This is a genomic window from Neptunitalea lumnitzerae (assembly GCF_027924185.1).
In the GTDB taxonomy this organism is placed as follows: domain Bacteria; phylum Bacteroidota; class Bacteroidia; order Flavobacteriales; family Flavobacteriaceae; genus Neptunitalea; species Neptunitalea lumnitzerae.
Genome location: NZ_BRVO01000002.1, coordinates 175,096 through 198,593, shown reverse-complemented (window position 1 = coordinate 198,593; position 23,498 = coordinate 175,096). Strand labels below are relative to the sequence as shown.

The 23,498-nt window shown below is 32.6% G+C and carries 22 protein-coding genes; 14 read left to right on the top strand and 8 right to left on the bottom strand.

Annotated elements, in window-relative coordinates:
- Positions 1-4 precede the first annotated feature (4 nt).
- Together Y10_RS08455 and Y10_RS08450 are read right to left on the bottom strand one after the other, a co-directional pair.
- On the bottom strand, positions 5-499 hold the full coding sequence (locus Y10_RS08455; protein WP_281764949.1) for a DUF2271 domain-containing protein: 495 nt from the start codon (positions 497-499) through the stop codon (positions 5-7).
- A 10-nt stretch (positions 500-509) separates the two neighbouring features.
- Positions 510-2,000 carry an ankyrin repeat domain-containing protein gene (locus tag Y10_RS08450; protein ID WP_281764948.1) on the bottom strand — a complete coding sequence of 497 codons (1,491 nt, stop codon included), beginning with the start codon at positions 1,998-2,000 and terminating at the stop codon, positions 510-512.
- A gap of 285 nt (positions 2,001-2,285) precedes the next feature.
- Here Y10_RS08450 and Y10_RS08445 point away from each other — a divergent pair, with 285 nt between their 5' ends.
- From Y10_RS08445 to Y10_RS08410, 8 genes are all read left to right on the top strand, one after another.
- Positions 2,286-2,852: a Crp/Fnr family transcriptional regulator gene (locus Y10_RS08445; RefSeq protein ID WP_281764947.1), complete on the top strand. Its 567-nt coding sequence runs from the start codon at positions 2,286-2,288 to the stop codon at positions 2,850-2,852.
- A 53-nt stretch (positions 2,853-2,905) separates the two neighbouring features.
- Complete coding sequence (locus Y10_RS08440; protein WP_281764946.1) at positions 2,906-3,361, top strand: DoxX family protein; 456 nt, start codon at positions 2,906-2,908, stop codon at positions 3,359-3,361.
- A 67-nt stretch (positions 3,362-3,428) separates the two neighbouring features.
- Positions 3,429-4,529, top strand: a complete 1,101-nt coding sequence (locus tag Y10_RS08435; protein WP_281764945.1) for a YcjF family protein — start codon at positions 3,429-3,431, stop codon at positions 4,527-4,529.
- Positions 4,530-4,942: 413 nt separating this feature from the next.
- On the top strand, positions 4,943-5,365 hold the full coding sequence (locus Y10_RS08430; RefSeq protein ID WP_281764944.1) for an HYC_CC_PP family protein: 423 nt from the start codon (positions 4,943-4,945) through the stop codon (positions 5,363-5,365).
- A gap of 92 nt (positions 5,366-5,457) precedes the next feature.
- Complete coding sequence (locus Y10_RS08425) at positions 5,458-9,204, top strand: efflux RND transporter permease subunit (protein ID WP_281764943.1); 3,747 nt, start codon at positions 5,458-5,460, stop codon at positions 9,202-9,204.
- Positions 9,191-10,426, top strand: coding sequence for a TolC family protein (locus tag Y10_RS08420; protein WP_281764942.1), 1,236 nt, complete (start codon positions 9,191-9,193; stop codon positions 10,424-10,426). Before Y10_RS08425 ends, Y10_RS08420 begins: the two co-directional genes overlap by 14 nt.
- Positions 10,426-12,153 carry an efflux RND transporter periplasmic adaptor subunit gene (locus Y10_RS08415; protein WP_281764941.1) on the top strand — a complete coding sequence of 576 codons (1,728 nt, stop codon included), beginning with the start codon at positions 10,426-10,428 and terminating at the stop codon, positions 12,151-12,153. Before Y10_RS08420 ends, Y10_RS08415 begins: the two co-directional genes overlap by 1 nt.
- 29 nt (positions 12,154-12,182) lie before the next feature.
- Positions 12,183-12,584, top strand: a complete 402-nt coding sequence (locus tag Y10_RS08410) for a heavy-metal-associated domain-containing protein (protein WP_281764940.1) — start codon at positions 12,183-12,185, stop codon at positions 12,582-12,584.
- Positions 12,585-12,638: 54 nt separating this feature from the next.
- Here the strand turns inward: Y10_RS08410 and Y10_RS08405 are convergent, their stop codons facing one another.
- Positions 12,639-13,304: an FAD-binding oxidoreductase gene (locus Y10_RS08405; protein ID WP_281764939.1), complete on the bottom strand. Its 666-nt coding sequence runs from the start codon at positions 13,302-13,304 to the stop codon at positions 12,639-12,641.
- Positions 13,305-13,502: 198 nt separating this feature from the next.
- Between Y10_RS08405 and Y10_RS08400 the strand changes: the two genes are divergently transcribed.
- Positions 13,503-14,024 (top strand): 2'-5' RNA ligase family protein, encoded by a 522-nt coding sequence (locus Y10_RS08400; RefSeq protein ID WP_281764938.1) that lies wholly within the window; start codon positions 13,503-13,505, stop codon positions 14,022-14,024.
- A gap of 49 nt (positions 14,025-14,073) precedes the next feature.
- On the opposite strand, the gene Y10_RS08395 is transcribed toward Y10_RS08400, so the two are convergent.
- Positions 14,074-14,922 carry a DUF2911 domain-containing protein gene (locus Y10_RS08395; RefSeq protein ID WP_281764937.1) on the bottom strand — a complete coding sequence of 283 codons (849 nt, stop codon included), beginning with the start codon at positions 14,920-14,922 and terminating at the stop codon, positions 14,074-14,076.
- A 135-nt stretch (positions 14,923-15,057) separates the two neighbouring features.
- On the opposite strand from Y10_RS08395, the gene Y10_RS08390 reads away from it, so the two are divergent.
- Genes Y10_RS08390 through Y10_RS08380 form a run of 3 tightly spaced genes read left to right on the top strand, consistent with a single transcriptional unit; the run spans position 15,058 to position 17,749 of the window.
- The gene (locus Y10_RS08390; RefSeq protein WP_281764936.1) at positions 15,058-15,555 is read left to right on the top strand and encodes an SRPBCC family protein; all 498 of its coding nucleotides are present in this window, start codon (positions 15,058-15,060) and stop codon (positions 15,553-15,555) included.
- Between the two features lie 3 nt (positions 15,556-15,558).
- Complete coding sequence (locus Y10_RS08385) at positions 15,559-16,872, top strand: cryptochrome/photolyase family protein (RefSeq protein ID WP_281764935.1); 1,314 nt, start codon at positions 15,559-15,561, stop codon at positions 16,870-16,872.
- Positions 16,873-16,906: 34 nt separating this feature from the next.
- Positions 16,907-17,749 (top strand): OmpA family protein, encoded by an 843-nt coding sequence (locus Y10_RS08380; protein WP_281764934.1) that lies wholly within the window; start codon positions 16,907-16,909, stop codon positions 17,747-17,749.
- Here Y10_RS08380 and Y10_RS08375 read toward each other — a convergent pair.
- Genes Y10_RS08375 through Y10_RS08360 form a run of 4 tightly spaced genes read right to left on the bottom strand, consistent with a single transcriptional unit; the run spans position 17,746 to position 20,943 of the window.
- Entirely contained in the window at positions 17,746-18,573 is an 828-nt protein-coding gene (locus tag Y10_RS08375) for a type IV pili methyl-accepting chemotaxis transducer N-terminal domain-containing protein (RefSeq protein ID WP_281764933.1), read from the bottom strand. The two genes, Y10_RS08380 and Y10_RS08375, sit on opposite strands and share 4 nt — an antisense overlap.
- A 59-nt stretch (positions 18,574-18,632) precedes the next feature.
- A complete protein-coding gene (gene murA / locus Y10_RS08370; RefSeq protein ID WP_281764932.1) occupies positions 18,633-19,943 on the bottom strand; it encodes a UDP-N-acetylglucosamine 1-carboxyvinyltransferase in 1,311 nt (436 codons plus the stop codon).
- A gap of 14 nt (positions 19,944-19,957) precedes the next feature.
- On the bottom strand, positions 19,958-20,596 hold the full coding sequence (locus tag Y10_RS08365; protein ID WP_281764931.1) for a DUF4290 domain-containing protein: 639 nt from the start codon (positions 20,594-20,596) through the stop codon (positions 19,958-19,960).
- Between the two features lie 59 nt (positions 20,597-20,655).
- Positions 20,656-20,943 carry a DUF493 family protein gene (locus Y10_RS08360; RefSeq protein WP_281764930.1) on the bottom strand — a complete coding sequence of 96 codons (288 nt, stop codon included), beginning with the start codon at positions 20,941-20,943 and terminating at the stop codon, positions 20,656-20,658.
- A 116-nt stretch (positions 20,944-21,059) separates the two neighbouring features.
- Between Y10_RS08360 and Y10_RS08355 the strand changes: the two genes are divergently transcribed.
- The gene (locus tag Y10_RS08355; protein WP_281764929.1) at positions 21,060-21,599 is read left to right on the top strand and encodes an ATP-binding protein; all 540 of its coding nucleotides are present in this window, start codon (positions 21,060-21,062) and stop codon (positions 21,597-21,599) included.
- Complete coding sequence (locus tag Y10_RS08350) at positions 21,600-23,498, top strand: RecQ family ATP-dependent DNA helicase (protein WP_281764928.1); 1,899 nt, start codon at positions 21,600-21,602, stop codon at positions 23,496-23,498. It begins immediately after the preceding gene.

Below are 23,498 nucleotides of genomic sequence, written 5' to 3'. Positions count from 1 at the left end.
AAACTTATTTTGAAATTAAACGGATATAACGAATATATCCCGTTCCTTCAAATTTACCATTTAAACTCTCAGTTGTAAAAGGAACTTCCAAATCAGAAGTGTAATATTCTTGATCCTCTACTGCACTTTCAAATCTAATTTTGTAACCTTTATCAAGTTTCTCTTTTGGAACATCAAATGCAATAATAGCTCTTGCTCCAGGGTTTATGGTAGCTCCACTAATAGCATCTACATCATCCTCTTTGTGCCCAATACCTCTGTACCACTGTTGTAAAGACTCATACCATTCACTATCATCACCTACCATATATAGTGTTTGCTCGTATCCTCCTTTATCATTAATTAATGATACGGCAATGTAAGCGCCTTCCCCTGTATAATTTTTTGTTTGTAACAAACACTTTACTGTTTGTGCTTCAAAGGTGTTAGAAGCCGTAAAACCTACCATAGAGAATATAGCTACAGCAAGTAATACCATTTTATACGTTATATTTTTCATAATCAACTTCTTATTTTAAAAATTCTATAGAAGCTTTGGCTTCTTTTAACAATTCATTTTCGCTAGCCAAATCATAAGCACTTTCCTCAAAATCAGTAGTTGCTTTTACATCTGCTCCATTAGCCACTAAAAATTTTAGTATTTGTGTATCCTTAGCTAATAAAGCTGCTTTTAACAATGGCGTATACCCTTCTTTATTTTTAGCATTGATATCAACATCCTCTGCCAAAGCTAATTTAAGTAAATCCATATTTTCTGTCTCTACTGCAATATGAAATAAATTATTGCCATTTGGCTGAGCTTTAGCTACATCAAAACCTTGTTTTTTTAATAGAGCTAATTTAGTTTGGTCTACTTTAGTAGCAGAACGTCTAACAGAATTGGTAGTTGCCCAATAGTAAAGTATACTATTACCATCTTTGTCGTTTACATCTACAGAAGCTCCTCTCTCTAAAAGCATAGAAACCACCTCGGCAGAATTATATTTCATAGCTATAGCTAAAGCGGTTACTCCATCTTTATTAGCATGATTCAAATCTTTAGTAAGTGTAGCTAATCTTTCTACTATTTCTATAGTATTTCCTGCTGCACTAAGCAATGCATTTGTGCCTTCTTCGTTTACTCTATTTACTTCTACACCTTTCTTAATAAAGTAATTAATTAGCTCCAAATTTTTAGCTTTACCACTAATAATAGTTAATGGTGTATTTCCTATACGATCTGTTGTATTCATTTTTAAACCCAACGAGGCTAAAAACTCAAACGTTTCTAAATCTGGAGCTCCTCTACGTGTTCCTTTAGCAGCAAAAAGAACAGCATTTGCTCCCTCTTTATTCGTATTTTTATAAGCAATACCTCTATCTACTAAAATTTTCATAAGTGGTATATTTCCACCTCTTGCGGCATAATTAAAAATGCCATTCCCTTCTTCATCAACACTATTAATATCCAATCCTTTTGAAACAAAATAATCAATTAAAGATGCATCTTTAACTCTAGAAGCTACTAAAAGTATTGCCGATGCTCCATCATTATTAGTTTGGGTAATATCTGCACCACCATTTATTAAAGCATCATACAATTCCTTATTATCTATACCAGCAAAGGCTGCAAAATTAATAGCATCAAATCCATGTGTTCCTTTCAAACTAACATCTGCTCCCTTTTTTAATAACAGTTGTATTACTGGTAAGTTTCCCTTGTAAGCTGCCCATATTAAATACGTACGACCATCATGTGTTCTTGTATTCACAGAAACTTCTTTCAAAGAGATTAAATAATCAACCGCATCAACAGAAGCTCCTTCTAAAATAGCAAGCGCAGTAGCATCAAAACTTCTTGAATTTTTTTCTACTGGACTATTACCATCTTTAATAGCTTTTTTTATAGTTGATACTGACGGATTTTTTTTCCAAAAATCATTCTGAATTAAAATGTTTTGCTGTGCCGATACAAGCATTACCATAAGTAAACCTATAAAGGTTAAATAGACTTTTTTCATTACTATATTTAATGTTCAATTTTCGTTATCAAAAATAATTCTAAATAACGAGTTATCCTAGAGTTTATAGGACTCATAAGTATTGAAATGGTTTAATTTGAACCTAACAAATTAAACCTAAACTAAATAACTTTCATTATAAATATTTAATTATCAACAATATAAAACCATAAATATTTATGGAAAGGTATACCCATAACCATCAAAAATTATTTATATTTATTTTAAATAATAACATAACTTTAATAAATAATCCTTTATAATATACTTACAAACGGCTTTTTAATGCATGAAATTAGAGAACAATTAGAACTACTTAGCCCGATAAACGATAAGGATTGGAAACTATTCAGCGAAAAACTTATCAAATGTGCGGTCTCAAAAAAAACATCCATATTAAAACAAGGGTATGTTGAAAACTATATCTATTTTATAAAAGATGGAATTTTACGACAATATATTCCATTAGAAGAAAAAGAGATTACTCTAGGTTTTGGTTTTAGCAATACCTTTATGAGTGGTTATGATTCCTTTATTACCCGAACACCTAGTAACTTTACTATTGAAAGCCTAACTAGCACAGTACTCTATAAGATACATTATAATGATCTCCATTTCATTTATCAAAATACCTCATCTGGAAATGAAATAGGCAGACACATTGCAGAAAATCTGTTCTTGCTGAAAACTAAAAGAGAGTATTCATTTCTTCAAGAAACACCTGAAAAACGATATATAAATTTATTTAAAGACCGACCAAATGTGATAGCTCAAATTCCACTAAAATATATAGCTTCTTATATAGGGGTAACTCCACAAGCATTAAGTAGAATTAGGAAACGAATTAATTAACTCGGGTTCATTTTATCACATATTTTGGTTACCTAAGTTTGTAACAAAAACATATGAAACCTTTTATAGCCCTATTAGTTGTTTTTGTAGTTACCTTATTTATAACCAAAATAGCTTTTGGATATTATCATGTACATAAAGCCGCAATTTTTGCTATTACGGGTATGTTGCTATTTGCCTCATTAGGCCACTTTATGTACACCGAAGGAATGCAATATATGATTCCTTCTTTCTTTCCATTTCGTTTTCAACTTATAGTACTAAGTGGTATTCTAGAAATTGTCTTAGCGTTCGTGCTATTAATTCCAAAATATGAAAAGTTATTTGCGTGGGTTATTATAGTATACCTTATATGTGTTTTACCTTTTAATATTTATAGCGCAGTTGAAAAGATAAACTATCAAAACCCAAAAATTGAAGGTCCCGGACTTTCATATTTATGGCTTAGAATACCTATTCAACTCTTTTATATAGGTTGGCTATACTTCCTTTGTATTATAAAATTGTAATAACATTTTCTTAAAAACAATAATCAAGCTAATAAGATTCTTATATTTATATGTATAGCATAAATATATGAGTCAACTAGATATAGGTAAAGTAGTTAAAGAGGCTATTGATAAAGCAAAAACAGAAACAGGCAATATAAATATTTTAATTGCTGGAAAAACGGGTGTTGGAAAATCTACGCTCATTAATGCTGTATTTCAAGGTAACTACGCTACCACCGGACAGGGTAAACCTGTTACAAAAAGTACTCGGGAAATAAAAAAAGAAGGGATTCCTTTAACGTTGTTTGACACTAGAGGAATGGAAGTTAGCGAATTTGAAACTACCTATTCGCAATTAGAAGAATTGGTTAAAGAACGTTCTAAACGTAAAAACCCCGATGAACATATACATGCTGCCTGGGTATGCATTGATGAAAGCTCTAGAAGAATTGAAGATGCTGAAATACAGTTAACCAAAATGCTTGCGAGTTATATACCTGTTTTAGGGGTTATTACAAAAGCACAAGCAGATAGAGGTTTTAGAGCAATTGTTTTTGAACATTTAAAAGATGTAAAAAACATTATCAGGGTAAACTCTATTGATGAAACCTTAGATGATGGATATGTAATTAAAAAATTCGGTTTACAAGAACTTGTAGAAGCTACTATGGAAATAGTGCCAGAAGGACAACATAGAGCTTTTGCTGCTTCTCAAAAAGTTTCTATAGATATAAAAAAAAAGACAGCCCATAAAATAGTAGTTTCGGCTGCGGGAATTGCTGGTAGTATTGGAGCCACCCCTATACCTTTTTCAGATGCTGTTGCATTAGTACCTGTACAAGTAACTATGCTGGCAGGTATTACATCAGTTTTTGGGTTCACCCTAGAAGAAGGCTTTCTAAAAACCTTAATAGCATCAGTAATTACCGGAAGCGGTGCCACCCTAATTGGAAGAAGTATAGCTTCTAATTTATTAAAATTTATTCCTGGAGTTGGTAGTGTTGCCGGTGGTATTATTTCTGCAGGTACAGCAGCAGCGGTTACTACAGCTTTTGGTGAAGCCTACATACAAACACTTGCCCACTTATTGGTCAAAAAAGATATGAAAGATATTACGCAAACCGATATATTAACTGAATTAAAAAAACGATTTAAGGGTAAAAAAAATAATGTAGAAACCAATTAAAAAGGGATTCCTTTACAGAAAACCCTTTTTTTAATTAGATAACCCAAAAATTTTAACCATAATTACATCATTCTAAAACTTAGACTGAAATAATTAAAAAAACCCATTTCTTATATAACTGCTATGAAAACTTGAAATAGGGTCTTAAATTCTACATTGATTTTGCTATCAAAAACTCAAATTTTTATTAATCACACTACGAATGTCCAATTTTATAATCTTAGTAAAAAATTGATTCTACGTTAACAGGTATTCTCTCTACAAAGTATGACAATCCATAGATAAATCTCCTCTAAGGGTTATAACAATCTTTTATAAATCAACTGATTATTTGAGAAAACAAAATGATATAAATTTATTTTTAAGATAATTTTCGTACATCACTAATAGTTATTCTTTGTATATTTGTAATTATGAAATCCATACTTAGTAAAATATTAAGTAGTGTACTCGCAGTAGTAGTGTTCTTTTCTACAGTGTCTTTTACTATAGATGAGCATTATTGCGGAGATCAACTTGTATCATTATCAGTTTTTACTAAAGCTGATTCATGTGGTATGGAAATGGCAGAGAAAGTAAGCACCACTGAAAAATGTAATAACATTTTAAAAAAGCAATGCTGCCATAATAAAACACAGTTAGTTAAAGGACAGAACGAACTACAAACTTCATTTTCTGACTTAACATTTTCTCAACAACTATTCTTAACTTCCTTTGTTTATTCTTATATAAACTTATTTGAAGGGTTTGATGAAGAGGTATCTTCTCTAAATAGCTATGAACCCGATCTGGTTGTTAAGTCCATACACAAATTGCACGAGGTATATTTAATTTGATTATTAAGTAGTATAGGCAGTACCCCAAAATTTTATTAAGGGGGTATTTGATGAATATCACAAAATGTCTAATTATTTAATAATGATTTCTTATGCTTAACAAAAGCATTAAATTTCTAATAGAAAATAAGCTTGTAGCTATTCTTCTATTACTAACATTAGTTACAACAGGTATTGTTTACGCTCCATTTGAGTGGAATAAAGGGCTATTACCTACCAACCCGGTAGCGGTAGATGCTATCCCAGATATTGGAGAAAATCAACAAATTGTATTTACAAAATGGGAAGGTAGATCTCCTCAAGATATTGAAGATCAAATCACCTATCCCCTTACCTCTTCTCTATTGGGTATACCAGGGGTAAAAACTATCAGAAGTTCTTCTATGTTTGGTTTTTCTACCATCTATATCATTTTTGAAGAGGATGTAGAATTTTATTGGAGTAGAAGTAGAATTTTAGAAAAACTAAACTCACTTCCTACTAATGTATTACCTACCGATGTACAACCTACCTTAGGGCCAGATGCTACAGGATTAGGACAAATTTTTTGGTACACCCTTGAAGGTCGAGATGAAAATGGGAACGTTACTGGAGGATGGGATTTACAAGAGTTGAGAAGTACTCAAGATTATATTGTAAAATACGCACTTTCTTCTGCAGCTGGTGTTTCAGAAGTAGCTTCCATTGGTGGTTATGTAAAGGAATACCAAATTGATGTGCAACCAGAATTAATGAGGCAATACAATATTACGTTGCCACAAATAGTAGCAGCTATTAAACAAAGTAACGAAGATATAGGTGCTCAAACTTTAGAAATTAACAAAGCAGAATATTTAGTTAGAGGACTAGGTTACGTGAAATCTATATCAGATATTGAAAATTCGGTAGTCACAAGTACTAACTATACTCCTCTATTGGTAAAAGACGTAGCCAAAGTTACTTTGGGTCCTGCAGCCAGAAGAGGGATTTTAGATAAAGAAGGTGCTGAAGTGGTTGGTGGAGTTGTAGTAGCAAGATATGGAGCCAATCCTATGGAAGTTATTACTAATGTAAAAAGTAAAATTAAAGAACTTAGTAATGGCTTACCTACTAAAACCCTAAAAGATGGCACCCTATCTAAGCTTACCATAGTTCCTTTCTATGATAGATCTGTGTTAATTAAAGAAACCATAGGCACTTTAAATGAAGCATTAACTATGGAAATTCTCATTACCATTTTTGTGATTATGGTTATGGTATTCAATCTAAGAGCTTCTATTTTAATTTCATCCCTACTACCTGTAGCAGTTCTCATGGTTTTTATAGCTATGAAATGGTTTCAAATAGACGCTAATATTGTAGCACTTTCAGGTATTGCTATTGCCATTGGTACCATGGTAGATGTAGGTATTATTTTATGCGAAAATATTATTAGACATTTAGACGAAGACAAAGATAAGTTACCTCTAAATACCGTTATTTACAATGCAACATCAGAAGTGTCTGGAGCAATTATTACCGCTGTATTAACTACTATCATTAGTTTTATCCCTGTATTTACCATGGTAGGTGCCGAAGGAAAACTGTTTAGACCTTTGGCTTTTACAAAAACCTTTGCCTTAACAGCTTCTATCATAGTTGCCCTGTTTATTCTTCCTCCTTTTGCCGCAATACTTTTTAAAAAGCGAACATTAAAGCATACTACTTTCTGGTTATGGAATACATTGCTACTAGTAATAGCAACTGTAGCACTTATAAATGGCTATTGGATTGGACTCACACTTATTGCTTTTAGTCTTATAGCAATAGGTGCTAAACTAAATTATATAACCTTAAAAAGAGTTGCTACTTTACAGGTTGCCATTTGTGTTACAACCATTATATGTTTGTTGGCCAACTATTGGAGACCTTTAGGGATGCAAAAAAGTTATGCTATTAACTTTCTATTTGTGGCATTAATTTGCTTGGGAATACTTGCTCTAATTACCGTGTTTAGAAAACTATATACACAAATATTAACCTGGGCGTTAGCTCACAAAATATTATTTCTAACAATACCAACAGCTTTACTTGTTGGGGCGGTATTTATTCTTAAAAATACGGGTAAGGAGTTTATGCCCTCTTTAAATGAGGGATCTTTTCTATTAATGCCAACCTCTTTACCTCATGCAGGAATAGAAGAAAACAAAAGAGTCTTACAACAGTTAGATATGGCAGTTGCTTCGATACCAGAAATTGAAACTGTTGTTGGTAAAGCAGGGAGAACAGAAAGTGCATTAGACCCAGCACCCCTATCTATGTATGAAAATATTATTCAATACAAAACAGAATACATAGAAAACGAGCAAGGCGAAAAACTTCGTTTTAAAGTAAATAAAGATGGTCTATTTATTTTAAAAAATGGTTCATTAGCGTATAACCCCAATACTAGTTTTGATACTCCAAATACAAAGGAACAAAATGTTATAAACGCATTACGCATAAATTCCTCTGAACTAGTAATTGATGAAGATGGAGAGCTGTTTAGAAATTGGCGCCCTGAAATTAAAAGTCCAGATGATATATGGTCAGAAATTGTAAGTGCTACCAAGTTACCAGGTATTACATCTGCACCAAAATTACAGCCAATAGAAACGCGCCTTGTAATGCTACAAACAGGTATGCGTGCTCCTATGGGGATTAAAGTAAAAGGTCAAAACTTAAAACAAATTGAAGATTTTGGTATACAACTAGAGGATATTCTTAAAGAAACAGAAGGAGTTAAAAACGAAGCTGTTTTTGCAGATAGAATTGTTGGTAAACCTTATTTATTAATTGATATTAATAGAGAAAAAATTGCACGATATGGGTTATCTATTCAAGCTATTCAAAATCAACTAAAAGTGGCTGTTGGTGGTATGGTTCTTTCTCAAACCGTAGAAGGTCGTGAACGCTATAGCATACGAGTAAGATACCCTAGAGAACTTAGAGGAACTCCTACCGACTTAGAACAAATTTACATTCCTCTTAAAGATGGAAATACAATTCCATTAAGTGAAGTGGCTAGTATAAAATATGAACAAGGACCACAAGTAATAAAAAGTGAGGATACCTTTTTAACAGGCTATGTTCTATTTGATAAACAAAATGATTTTGCAGAAGTGAATGTTGTAGAAAATGCACAACAAAAAATAAAAGAGAAAATTGAAAGTGGAGCTTTAACAATACCAAATGGTGTTAGCTATCAATTTACAGGTACCTATGAAAATCAGGTACGTGCTGATAAAACCCTGCAAATTGTAGTTCCGCTAGCGTTATTAATCATATTTCTCATTTTATACTTCCAATTCAAATCGGTTAGTACATCACTTATGGTTTTCACGGGTATTGCCGTAGCTTTTTCTGGTGGCTTATTAATGTTATGGCTGTATGGAGAATCATGGTTTTTTAATTTCTCTTTGTTTGGTGAAAATATGCGAGAGCTATTTCAAATGCACACTATAAATTTAAGTGTAGCTATTTGGGTAGGTTTCATTGCATTATTTGGTATTGCTACAGATGATGGTGTGGTAATGGCTACCTACCTAACACAAACTTTTGAAAAAGAAAAAACCAATACCATAGATAACATTAGAAAAGCTGTAATTATAGCAGGAGAAAAAAGAATTAGACCTTGTTTAATGACAACTGCCACTACCCTATTAGCCTTATTACCAGTATTAACATCTACTGGACGCGGTAGTGATATAATGATTCCTATGGCTATACCAGCTTTTGGTGGTATGCTGGTAGCACTCATCACCTTATTTGTAGTTCCCATATTATTTTCATGGAAACAAGAGTTTCAATTAAAATCTAAAGTAGCTCATGAGACTAAGTAAAATACATAACATAGGCATGGTTTTCTGTTTTTGGTTAATGTATGTTTCAGTACATGCTCAAGATGTTAACACATACATAGAAAAAGCTATTGATAACAATCCGGAGATTCAAAAGCTAGAACTGAGATATGCTATTTCCAAAGAAAAAGTAAATGAAGTAGCTGTATTACCTAATACCGAATTTGGTGCAGGCTATTTTGTAAGTGAGCCCGAAACAAGAACAGGTCCACAAACTTTTAAACTATCAGCTAAACAAATGTTTCCATGGTTTGGAACTATTACTTCTAAAGAAGATTATCAATCTTCCTTAGCGGATGTTGCTCACCAAGATGTTGTTATCGCTAAACGTAAATTAATATTCAAAGTAGCGCAATCCTATTATAAGTTGTACAGCATTAAGCAAAAAGAAAATGTACTAACTAAGCAAATTGAATTATTAAACACCTACGAAACCTTGGTTTTAAAATCGTTAGAAGTGAATAAAGCTACTGCTGTAGACGCATTAAAAATTCAAATGCGAAAAAATGAATTAGAAGGGAAACAAGAACAATTGAAACAAAATTACACGGCTGAATTAGCCACATTTACAGAACTTTTGAATACCGAAGATATGCTTGTTGTTTCTTTTCCTGAAGAATCGTCTATTGATAAAGAACAGACTCCCATTAATATAGATAGCTTACAATTGCATCCTGAACTTATAAAGTATGATAAAATGTATGAGTCTGTAGTGCAATCAGAAATTGTAAATAATAAAAGTAAAAGTGCCATGATTGGCGTAGGTGTAGATTATATTAATGTAGCAGAACGCACAGATATGAATGTTTTAGATAATGGCAAAGACATATTTATGCCTATGGTTTCAGTATCCATCCCCATTTTTAACGCTTCATTCAAATCAAAATCGAAGCAACATCAATTAGCGCAACAAGAAATTGAATTAGCAAAAGTTGAACGCTATAACTTTTTGGCTGCACGCTTGAAAAAGAGCATTTCTGATAGAAAGGCTTCTTTAATAAAGTACAAGACGCAACTTAAAAACATTGAACAAGCTAAAAATGCTGAAACCATTTTAATGTCTAACTATGAAAATGGAACCTTAAAATATCAAGATTTATTAGACGTTCAGGAACTCATGCTTGGGTTTGAACTAAACAAAGTAGATGCTACATTAGATTACCATTTGCAAACTACTACTATTAACTATTTAAGTACATACTAATGAAAAAATATATAACATACATTCTAATTCTATTAGTAGGCTTGTTTTTGGGTTGGATGTTATTTAACAATTCAAATACCTCTACCAGTAATACGCATCACGAGAGTACTGCACATAAAGAAGAATTATGGACATGCTCCATGCATCCACAAATAGTAAAAAAAGAACCTGGTGATTGCCCAATTTGTGGTATGGAATTAATTCCGTTAGAAAATGAAACCAGTGGGCTATCAGCAAACCAATTAAGGCTATCTGAAAATGCTGTAGCACTTGCTAATATACAAACTACACTAGTAGGTGATTCTTTAGCTAACAATGCCCAAAACATCTTATCAGGCACCATTGAAGCTAACGAAGAGTTAAACCAAGTACAGGTAAGTTACTTTAATGGTAGAATAGAAAAACTATACATTAATTACACAGGACAAACTATTTCTTCCGGACAATTATTAGCCACCATATATGCTCCTGAATTAATAACAGCCCAGCAAGAACTTTTAACGGCTTCAAAAATAAAAGAGAGTCAACCTAAATTATACAAAGCTGTAAAGAACAAACTTAAACTTTGGAAGCTTACCGATAAGCAAATTGAGCATATTGAAAGTTCACAAACTATTCAAGAGTACTTTCCCATTTACGCAACAGTAAACGGTACTGTAATTGATAAGTTAGTGAATGAAGGCGATCAAATAAAAGCGGGGCAATCCCTGCTTAAAATAAGTAATCTGAACAGTGTTTGGGCTATTTTTGATGTCTATGAAAGAGATTTGAAACATATCAAAGAAGGACAGCAAATAACCATTACAAGTAATGCATATCCTTCAGAGGAAGTAAAGGCTAAAGTAGATTTTATTGATCCTGTTTTGAATTCAAATACCAGAACTACTGCTTTAAGGGTAACCCTAAAAAACAACAATAAAAAATGGAAACCAGGTATGTTTGTAAAAGCTTCTTTAAAAACAGAAACTGATGAAACTAATAATATTAATGTTCCGGCATCTGCAGTTTTATGGACAGGAAAACAATCTATTGTATATGTAAAAACCTCTAAAAACGAACCTATTTTTGAGATGAGACCTGTTACTTTAGGCAGTAAAGTAGGCACATCTTATACCATACTAGACGGACTTGAAAATGGTGAGGAAATTGTTACCAACGGAACTTTTACAGTAGACGCAGCAGCACAATTACAAGGTAAACCATCTATGATGACAACCTCTGTACCATCTAAAAAACATACCGGAGCTATGTCTAATATGACGGTGGAAAGAATAGAAGAATCTCAAAGTTTTATCAATCAATTACATTACGTTTACAAAGCTTATATTACCCTTAAAGTAAACTTATCAGAAGATAATTTTAAGGCAGCGAAAGAAAATGGTAAAGCATTAAGTAGTGCTGTTCAAGCAGCGAAAATGAAGTCACTAAAAAATAAAAACTCTCATCCTATTTGGATGAATAGTAAAAAGAAACTTATAGCAGCATTATCCAAATTCACGAAAGCATCAACTATAGAAATACAAAGAGAACATTTCCTTGAAATTTCTAAAGAGATGATATTCTTAGTTAAAGCTTTTGGAGTTGAAGAAGCAGCTTATCTTCAATATTGTCCAATGGCAGATAATAATGAGGGTGCTTATTGGTTAAGTAATCAAACAGAAATTAAAAACCCATATTTCGGAAAATCAATGCTAACATGCGGTAGCACAAAAGATACAATTCATTAATAACATATAATAAAACAAAATCTAGACAAATGAGAAAAGTAATTTTAGCAGTAGCAGTTATTGCTGCAATCGGATTTACTAGTTGTGAAGAAACTAAAAAAGAGGAAAAAACAACTACTGAAAACCTTGACACAGCAAGTATAGAAGGAAAAGCTGTGGAAACCTTTGGTGTAAGAGGTAATTGTGGTATGTGTAAAGCTACCATTGAAAAAGCTGCCAATAGTGTAGATGGTGTGGCTAAATCTACTTGGGATGTAGATCATAAAATTATTAAAGTAGCCTTTGATAGCACTAAAACAGATGTAACAAGCATTAAGAAGGCTATTGCTGCATCTGGTTATGATACAGAAGGCTTTACAGGCTCTGAAGCAGCTTATGAAAAGTTACCGGCATGTTGCCATTACGATCATGAAATGAAAATGAATCAGTAAATAAAAAAGAAAGCCGTTGTTATAACAACGGCTTTCTTTTTATTAAAATTACCCCTATTTTTCAAAAACTAATTCTTCTGTGGTAGCTCCTATTTTTTCCAAAGCAGCATTAACATCTTTTGTCATAGCTTTTGGTCCACATACATAAAAATGCTTAGTTAAATCGGTAATATTATTTCTTAAAAACTCTTCATCAATATAACCATTATAATACTCTGTATCTTTTTGGTCTGTAACCACGTATCTAACTTTTTCACCTAGCATACTATCTAATTCTTCTTTTAGAAAAATATCCTTATCGGTTTTATTAGAGAAGTATAATACATTACCTTCTAACTTACCTTGCTTTTCTAAATCTTTAAAAATAGCAATGAAAGGTGTTAATCCTGCTCCACCTGCAATAAAATAACCAGGACCTTCATAGTGTATAGCTCCAGCGGCTTCTCTTAATATAAGTTCATCGCCTTCCTTCAGTTCATCCAATTCATCGGTTACCCCATTATGACTATTGTATATTTTAATAGTAAACTCAAGCGTGTCAGCATCCGTAAGACTGGTAAAGGTAAATGGTCTGTCTTCTCCTTTCCAGCCAGGTTTATTAACAGATACATGCGTTGCTTGTCCTGGTGTAAACTCATACCCTTCTGGTCGTTCCGTAGTAAATCTTTTTACATTATGGTTGAGATTCTCAACCCTCAATATTTTCACATTATAATTCATAACAAAAATTTTTCTTTTAAGTTATCCAATCATTTCGTTTTGTTGAATCTTTACTAGGTATATCTTTTAACTTTAACCTCCCCTTAAGACCAACTGTAAAAGGTTTCTAAACAAATACTTATTTATAAGGATATGATAAAATTAGCGAAGCCGTTAACTTTGATTTTTAAATAAACAAGTAAACTACATAGTTAACCAATGAGTACCAGTAAATATTCTATTGCTATTGTACCAGATGCCATTACAATAGAAGTTATAAAAGAATTAAAGCTTCATTTAGCTAAAGAGATAGGTTGGTATTCTAGTAAAAATGCACTGGCTCATATTACCATAGGAGAATTTGAAGGAAATTCCAGTTCGCTACAACATATACATGAACAAATTAGCAGCGTTTGTGAGGTATTAAAAAGTTTTGATATTTCATTTGAAAAACTTGATAGTTTTACTACTACCGGAACACTGTATATGAAACCAAATGCCACATCAACTAATAACATTATCAACGTAATGCGTTTATTTCATCAACGCTTAAATTTAAAAGGAAGTGTTGCTAATCCGTATTTGACAATTGGACGTAAACTTACGCTAGAACAAATTGATATAGGCAAACAAGTGTTACATTTTACACCCTTTCATTTTACTTGTTCTAATATATCTCTAAGAAAATTCAATCCAGAGATAACACAGTATGAAGTAATTCACACCTATAATTTCAACTAAAAAAGGCTGCTCCTAAGAACAGCCTCGTTATATTATTTAAGCTTTAGCACTATAGGGCTTTCCACTCTCTTAACGTATCCTCATTCATTTTTACATAATCAGCATTACCTGCCTCTTTAGCCTTTTTTAATGAAGTTTTAGCTGCTTTAATAGCACCTTTTCTATCACCAGCTTTATCATGAATTAAAGACTGTTGACGATACATCCAAAATGCTGCATTGTCACCATCCATAGCTATGGCTTTATCAATCATTTCTACAGCTTTAGCTAATTCCATATCTTCAGCATAATAATAAACTGCTGCACTATAATAATCTCTTGCAGAAGGACCTTGCATTACTTTATCAATGCTAGCCATTGTCTGCTCCTTAGTTAAAGTCTCAATAGGGAAAGCTACATATACATTAGACCAAAGTAGTTCAAGATCTGCACCATTATTGGTTAAATTATTAAAATCAATCGTAAATGTTTCTACCTGAAATGGTACTTCAAATACTTCAGCCGTAGCCTTCGCCACAACTTTAGACATATCAAAATTTCTTGGTGCTCCCCAATTGGTAGTTTCTGCGTACAAATACATTTCCCAGCTTTTTTTGCCTGGTTTAGTTATAATAGCATAAGAACCTTTGCTTACTTTGGTTCCTCCAAACATAATATCTTCACTAAAAGATATTACTGTATTTTCATTAGCTCCGGTTCTCCAAATTTTATCATAAGGAACAAGATCTCCAAAAATCTCTCTTCCCTTCATTGAAGGTCTTGAGTAAGCAACTGTAATTTCAGTTAAACCAACGGTTTGCTCTATTTTAGCATTAGGGCTGGCTTGAGGTGTTTTAATTTGTGCATTCCCTACTAAAACAGCAAAAACACAAAACAATGCAAGTGTAATATTTTTCATTTTATGGATTAATTTGATTCGATACTAAATTATAGAAAGAATATAGCTTAAATGTTAATATTTACTTAAAAACAAAAGGTTTTTGTTTAACTTTTTATTTTAAAAATTAAACAAAATTAAAAGTATATTTGTACTATGAAAATGTATCAATTATACGCAGAACAGGCGCTACCCATATCGATGGAAGAAGCATGGGATTTTTTATCAAATCCTACAAACCTAAAAACAATTACTCCAGACTACATGGGGTTTGATATAGTTGCAGGTGCCGAGAGCAATATGTTTGAAGGTCAAATTATACAGTACATTGTTACCCCTATTGCCAACATTAAAACAAAATGGGTGACTGAAATTACACATATAAAAGATCAATCTTATTTTGTAGATGAGCAACGTTTTGGTCCTTATAAATTGTGGCACCACAAACATTTTCTTGAACCTATTGAAGGAGGTATATTAATGAAAGACATAGTTGACTATAAGTTACCTGCAGGTGTTATTGGTCAAATGGTACACCCTTATTTAGTAAAACCAAAATTGAAAGAAATTTTTGAATATAGAGCAGATAAACTAAATAGCATTTATGGTACACATTCAGATAGAAGAACAGTATTAAAGCTAAAATCATTTTAAGCTATGAAAGAACAACCACAAGCTATTTTTTGGTTTAGAAGAGATTTACGTTTGCATGATAATATAGGCTTCTATAATGCTTTAAAAAGTGGTTATAAAGTGCTTCCTATATTTATTTTTGACAAAGAGATATTACAGTCTCTTCCTGAAGATGATGCCCGAGTAACCTTTATATATGACACGCTTCAAGAAATGCGTGTTGAACTTCAAAATCATCATGATAGTTCTATCGCTTTGTATTATGACACACCTGAAAATGTATTCAAAGAGCTTATTGATTCCTACAATATAAAAGAAGTTTATACCAACAATGATTATGAGCCTTATGCTATTAAAAGAGATCAACAAATTGGTAAGTTTTTAGAAAAAAAAGAAATCACTTTTCATAGCTTTAAAGATCAGGTAATCTTTGAAAAAGATGAAGTAGTAAAAGATGATGGTGATCCTTACTTGGTATATACTCCTTTCATGAAAAAATGGAAAGAGACTTTTAAAGAGACAAATGTTATATCTCATCATTCAGAAAATCAATTAGATGCTCTTTATAAAAATTCTCTATTACCAAACCTTAACTTATCAGACATAGGCTTTAAAAAATCAGCTATTAAAGTACTTCCATACAATACTTCAAAGGGGCTTATAAATAACTATAGTGATACCAGAAACTTTCCTGCTACAGAAGGAACTTCCAATTTAAGTCCGCACCTAAGATTTGGTACCGTGAGTGTGCGTCAAATGGTGAAAAAAGCCAAAGAAGCATCTGACCAAACCTTTTTAAGTGAATTGATTTGGAGAGAATTCTTTATGCAAATACTATGGCACTTTCCAAAAACCTTAACTGATAGCTTTAAGCCTGCTTACGACAACATTAAATGGCGAAACAATAAGGAAGAATTTGAACTTTGGAAACAAGGCAAAACAGGATATCCTTTGGTAGATGCAGGTATGAGAGAACTCAACGAAACTGGTTATATGCACAACAGAGTGCGCATGGTGGTGGGTAGTTTCTTATGCAAACATTTATTAATTGATTGGCGTTGGGGTGAAGCCTATTTTGCTGAAAAGCTTTTAGATTATGAAATGTCTAGTAATGTGGGTAATTGGCAATGGGTGGCAGGTACAGGAGTAGATGCAGCACCATACTTTAGAATTTTCAATCCTACTACACAACTAAAGAAATTTGATAAAGATTTAAAATACACCAAAAAATGGGTAAAAGACTTTGATTCTTTAGAATATGCACAACCTATAGTAGAACATTCTTTTGCCAGAAACCGATGCTTAAATGCTTATAAAGAAGCCTTAAATAATAATTGATTTTGTATTTTTAAAGAGAAATACAAAATGACCAATGAAAACTCCCCTAGCCTTTCTAATTTATATATGTACAATTAGTGGCTTATATGCACAAAATAAGGTAGTACAGCTGTTTTACCCGATGGATGTTCATACCCTATCTACTGAGCAAAAAAGCTTGCTTGCTAGTACACTAGACTCGTTGAACATTGGTAATAATTATGATTTTAACATTACCGGTTATACCGATTATGTTGCCTCGAAAGATTATAATATGCAATTGGCTAAAAAACGAGCTGATTACATAAAAGATTACATAGAAACTAAATATCCGCAACTAATCCATTCCCTGTACACCAGTGCCCACGGAGAATTAATAACAGAAGAAGATGCTATTAAATCATCTAAGAATGGAGAACATGAGAGTAGACGTGTTGATGTTGTTATCATGTACGCAGGCTACACAGGCTTTATTCAGCTTGATAAAAAAAAGTTTATGGGAAAGCCATATGCTCAATTAAAAGCTGGAGATTCTATAGAACTCAGAAATCTACATTTTGTTCTTAACACTACTAACTTAGAGGAAAACTCTAAAAAATCATTAGACACTTTAGTACAAGAATTAAAAAACCATACCTCTGTTAAAATACGCATAGAGGGGCATGTTTGCTGCGGTGATATTTATACCTATTATGCCCAAGCTTTTAAACAAAAACAAAAGCAACTATCTAAAGACAGAGCGCATTCTGTTTATCAGTATTTAATAAAAAATGGGATTAGTGAAAACAGGCTATCGTTTGTTGGCTATGGTTTTAACAAACCTAAAATATACCCTGAAAAAACCGAAGAAGACAAAGCCGCTAACCGGCGCGTAATTGTAAAGATTCTCTACCCTTAATGATGCTCAATAGTCTTGGTATTCTCTACAATTGAAGAAACTGTTTCATCCAATTGCTCTGCAGACTGTTTTAATTTTTCTAAATATAAAGGATTGAATTCGTTTCTATCATCAAATTTAATAAGATGAATTAAGCCTAAAATATTTGCCAATGGCTTGCGCAAAGAATGCGATTGTATTTGAGCAATGCGTTTAAGTTTGCTGTTTTTCTGCATTAACTCTTTTTCAGATTTCTTAATTTCAAGAACCTGTTCTTCTAAGCGATTGCTTATAGGTCTATAAATAATAAATACCTCTGAAATAATAACAATAATTGAAATTAATGCTAGTATAATTTCAGTTATTATAATAAACATAAGTTTTTGATTAGCACTTTCTTCCAAAGCTTTTACCGCTTTGTCCATGTCTATTAAAAAATCATTTAAAAGATACGACACCTCTATTAAAGAGGCATCGTTTGTATATGTTCTTTCTGCAATAAAGCTATTAATAGCATCAAGTTTAGGTGTTAGATTTTCTAAAAGTGCTCTAGAATCTTCATCTTCAACCCCAGAAAAATTAAGGTCCTCATTTCCATTTAACAAAGCACTATGTGCAACTGTCCATTGGTCTTGTAAATCAAATAAAACCTTGGTATCAGCATGCCCATTATTAATTTTATAAAGTTCAAGATTTATACGTTGACTAAGCATACGCTGTCTACCAGCTATATTTATTATTTCTGCATCTTCTTTCTTCTTTTGTAACCAATATTGAATAAATATTTGGTTAAACGTAAGAACCGAAATAGAAATAACAACACCTATGACATACTTTTTCTTCATCAACTAATAAAGTTCTTTATAAAGCTCACCTAATTTTAAGCAATAAATATATAACTTATTTAACTAACTCTCACAATTTTAGCTCCTATTGCTTTTAATCTTGTATCTATATCTTCGTACCCTCTGTCAATCTGTTCAATATTATGAATAGTAGAAGTACCTTTAGCAGATAATGCTGCAATTAATAAAGAAACCCCTGCTCTAATATCAGGAGAGGTCATAGTAGTTGCTTTTAAAGTAGATTTAAAATCGTGCCCTATCACTGTAGCTCTGTGTGGGTCACATAAAATAATTTTTGCCCCCATATCAATTAATTTATCTACAAAGAACAGTCTACTTTCAAACATTTTTTGATGAATAAGTACTTCACCTCTAGCCTGCGTAGCTACAACTAAAATAATACTTAATAAGTCAGGTGTAAAACCAGGCCAAGGAGCATCAGAAATAGTTAATATAGATCCATCAATAAAGTTTTGTATCTCATAACCATCTTTATGAGCTGGAATAAAAATATCATCCCCTTTTTTCTCTACAGTAATACCTAATTTTCTAAACACATTAGGTATTAACCCCAACATATCCCAATTTACATTTTTAATAGTAAGCTCACTCTTAGTCATAGCCGCCAAACCAATCCAGCTACCAATTTCAATCATATCTGGTAACATGGTATGCTCGCAACCGCCAAGTTCTGTAACACCTTCTATAGTAAGCAAATTAGAGCCTATACCACCAATCTTTGCGCCCATATTATTAAGCATGGTACAAAGTTGTTGTAAATATGGCTCACATGCTGCATTATAAATGGTAGTAACCCCTTCTGCCATAACAGAAGCCATTACAATATTAGCAGTACCAGTTACAGAAGCTTCATCTAGCAACATATAAGTACCTGTAAGCTTATCTGCTTCTACACCATAAAAATGGTCTTCTTTATTATATCTAAACTTAGCACCAAGTTTAATAAAACCTTCAAAGTGCGTATCAAGTCTTCTTCTACCAATTTTATCGCCCCCAGGTTTAGGAATATATCCTTTACCAAAACGTGCTAAAAGCGGCCCCACAATCATAATAGAACCTCTTAAGCCTCTACCATCAATTTTAAATTGTTCTGATTGAAGGTATTCCAAATCAACATCGTCTGCTTGAAAAACATAGGTTCCTTTTCCTTTTTTCTGAATTTTAACCCCCAGATTTTCTAAAAGGTCTATTAGTTTATTAACATCTACAATGTCTGGTATATTACTAATTGTTATTTTTTTGTCTGTTAACAAAACAGCACATAAAATCTGTAAAGCCTCATTTTTTGCTCCTTGAGGAGTTATCTCCCCTTGAAGCTGATGGCCTCCTTCTATACTAAAAGTTCCCATAAAAAAGTCTGTGATTAATAACGCTTTTTAGAGTATCCCTTGCCTTTGTTATTTCTATTATTTTTAGGTCGTTGCTTCTGTTTACTTCTTAGTAAATCAGAGCTAGAAGATAAATCCTCTTCAAATCTAGCCAAGTTAATATTACCATCACTAAGCTCGTATAGATGCTTAAAAATTACTTCATCTTCCACTGTATCTTTATTCCAGTTCAAGTAACTTTTTTTCATGTGATTGGCTATACTAAACTTCAATGCCTGCTTTAAGTCGCCCTCTTCCCAACTGTTACAAACATCAATCATGCGTTTGATGTTATTACCGTAAAATCTGTATTTAGGATGATTCTGTGGGTATCTTAAAGGCTCTGGTCTTTGTGCATACAATTCCTTTGATGGTGTTGGGTACGGAGACTCAACATCTAAATCAAAATCGGCCATAATAAATAGCTGATCCCATAATTTATGCTGAAAATCTGGCACATCACGTAAATGCGGATTCAAATTTCCCATTACACCAATAATAGATTGCGCTACCTTATTACGCTCGGCATCATCTGCTATGGATTTACAATGATTAACCATTTTCTGAATATGTCTTCCATATTCAGGTATAATTAATTTTTCCCTTTCTGTATTATATTCAATAGCGTCTATCAAAATCTAAAAATATTATAATGAATCTTATTCTCTTTTGCAAAATAGCAAAAATCATTCATTTATAAAGAAATGACTCCCTCTATTTTTCCAACTTCTTTATAAAAGTGAATTACTTCATCCGGATTTTTCAGTTTCAACTTAATAGATATACTTGAAAACTTCCCTTTAGACGATTCTTTCACGTTAATTTGAGCATCTCTATTATCAAAAATATTTTCTATCTGAGCCATCTTTTCGGCATCAGACGGAATAATAAATTTATACAAATACTCTGTTGGCCATAAAGACGTATTGGTTAATTCTTCTTTTAATCTTACGTAAAATTCTTCTTCTTTTGGCGTGCTCATTACATTTCGTTTATACCTACAAAGATACTCAAATCTTTTGCATAAAATAGAGTCTCATAAATTGGTCTTGTAACAGTTTTTGTAATTGAGTACTTTTGTACCCAGTATTATAGTTTATGAGCTCTAAAAAAGTTGTTATTACAGGCGGACCAGGATCTGGTAAAACTTCATTAATTAATGAACTTCTAAAAAGAAAGTTTCATTGCTTACCCGAAATTTCCAGAGAAATAATTTTGGAAGCCAAACGTCAAGGCATTGATCAATTATTTCTAAAAGATCCTATTCTGTTTAGTGAAAAATTATTGCACGGTAGAATTTTACAATACAAAACCATACAGGTTGAAACTCCTTATTTATTTTTTGACAGAGGAATACATGACGTAGTTGCCTACATGGATTTTATTAACAATACCTACCCCGATATTTTTCATAACGCTTGCGAGCAATACATATACGACAAAGTATTTATGTTACCCCCTTGGGAAGAAATTTATATTTCTGACAATGAAAGATACGAAAGCTATGAACAAGCAGTAGCTATTTTTGATAGTTTAAAAGAAACCTATAAAAGATACGGTTACGAGCTTATTGAAGTTCCGTTTGGTACCATAGAAGAACGTACCGATTTTATTCTTAGTGAGCTTAATACAAACTAAATGCAAACACCTGCAGCAGTTTTAAATAAATACTGGGGTTTTGATAGTTTTAGAGATTTACAAGAAGACATCATTAACTCGGTATTAGAAAACAAAGACACCGTAGCGCTTTTACCTACTGGTGGAGGTAAAACTATGTGCTTTCAGGTGCCTGCACTGGTTAAAAACGGTATTTGTATTGTAGTATCTCCTTTGGTTGCACTTATGAAAGAGCAAGTGCAAAAACTACAAGAAAAAAACATCAAAGCTATTGCGCTCACTGGTGGAATTTCATTACCCGATTTAGATGCAACCTTAGATAATGCCATTTATGGCAATTACAAGTTTTTATACCTATCACCTGAAAGATTGCAACAAGAGCTAGTACTAGAACGTATTAAGCAAATGGATGTATCTATGATAGCCATAGATGAAGCCCATTGTATTAGTCAATGGGGAAATAATTTTAGACCCGCGTACCGCAATTGTGTTGTACTAAAAGAATTGTTTCCTAAATGCCCAATGATTGCTTTAACCGCATCGGCAACACCAAAGGTTTTAAAAGACATACAAGAAAACTTACACATAGAGAAAGCTAACGTATTTCAAAGTTCTTTTGCCAGACCCAATGTTGCATACATGACTTTTACCGAGGAAAACAGCACCTTTAAGCTTATTCAAATTTTAAAAAAGAATAAAGGCTCTTCTATTATATATGTTAGAAATAGAAAAGCCACCAAAGAAATTAGCGCTTTAATTGAACAAGAAGGTATTAAAGCTACTTATTTTCATGGTGGGTTAACTACCAATGAAAAAACAGACCGTTTGAATGATTGGTTGTCTAACCGAATACAGGTTATGGTAGCAACCAATGCCTTTGGTATGGGTATAGACAAACCCGATGTTAGAACCGTGATACACCTTAGCTACCCAGATAGTATAGAAAGTTATTTTCAAGAAGCAGGAAGAGCCGGTAGAGATGGCAAAAAGTCCTTTGCTATTTTGTTTAGAAATAAAGTAGAAGAAAAAAAAGCCATACAGCAATATATTGAGGTATTACCAGATACCAAGACCATTAAGTTTATCTACAAAAAGCTCTACAACTATTTTCAGATATCGTATGGGGAGGGAGAAAATACCAACCATACTTTTAACTTTAATGATTTCTGTAATACGTATCAACTACCAGCAGCAAGCACATACTTAGCGTTACAATTGTTAGACCGGTTTTCTATTATAGCCTTAACTGATAATTTTAGAGAAAAGCATACGATATTAATTCATGTATCTAGAGGTACTTATGAGCATTATTTAGCAAAACATCCATCTTACAACATGTGGTTAGATGTTATATTAAGAACCTATGGTGGTGTATTTAATTATGAAACCGCTATAAACCCTGTATTAATTGCTACCAAAACACGCACTGCAGAAAAAGATATTATTGCAATGCTTGAGCAGTTGGCTAAAGATGAAATAATTACGTACGAGGCGGTTAAAACAGATGCCGAAATAACCTTTTTAGTTCCAAGAGAAGACGACCAGACAATAAATATTATTGCTAAGGATATTAAAGAACAACAAGAGCATATAAAAAAGCAATTGTTAGACACCATTGCGTTTATTAATAACGACACCATTTGCAAAAGCATTCAGCTACTATCTTATTTTGGTGAAGAAAACGCTACCAACTGCGGTATTTGTTCCGTATGTATTGCAGATAAACTAGCCTTACGCGAAAACAACTACCCTACCATAAAAAATGCCATCCTAACATTATTGACAAATAATGCTGCTAGTTCACAAGTAATTTATAGTAGCTTGCCATATCACGAGAATCATATTTTAGAGGCATTAAAAAAGATGTTAGAAGAAGGTAACATCAGCATTAATCATAAAAACGAATTTTACAAAAACTAA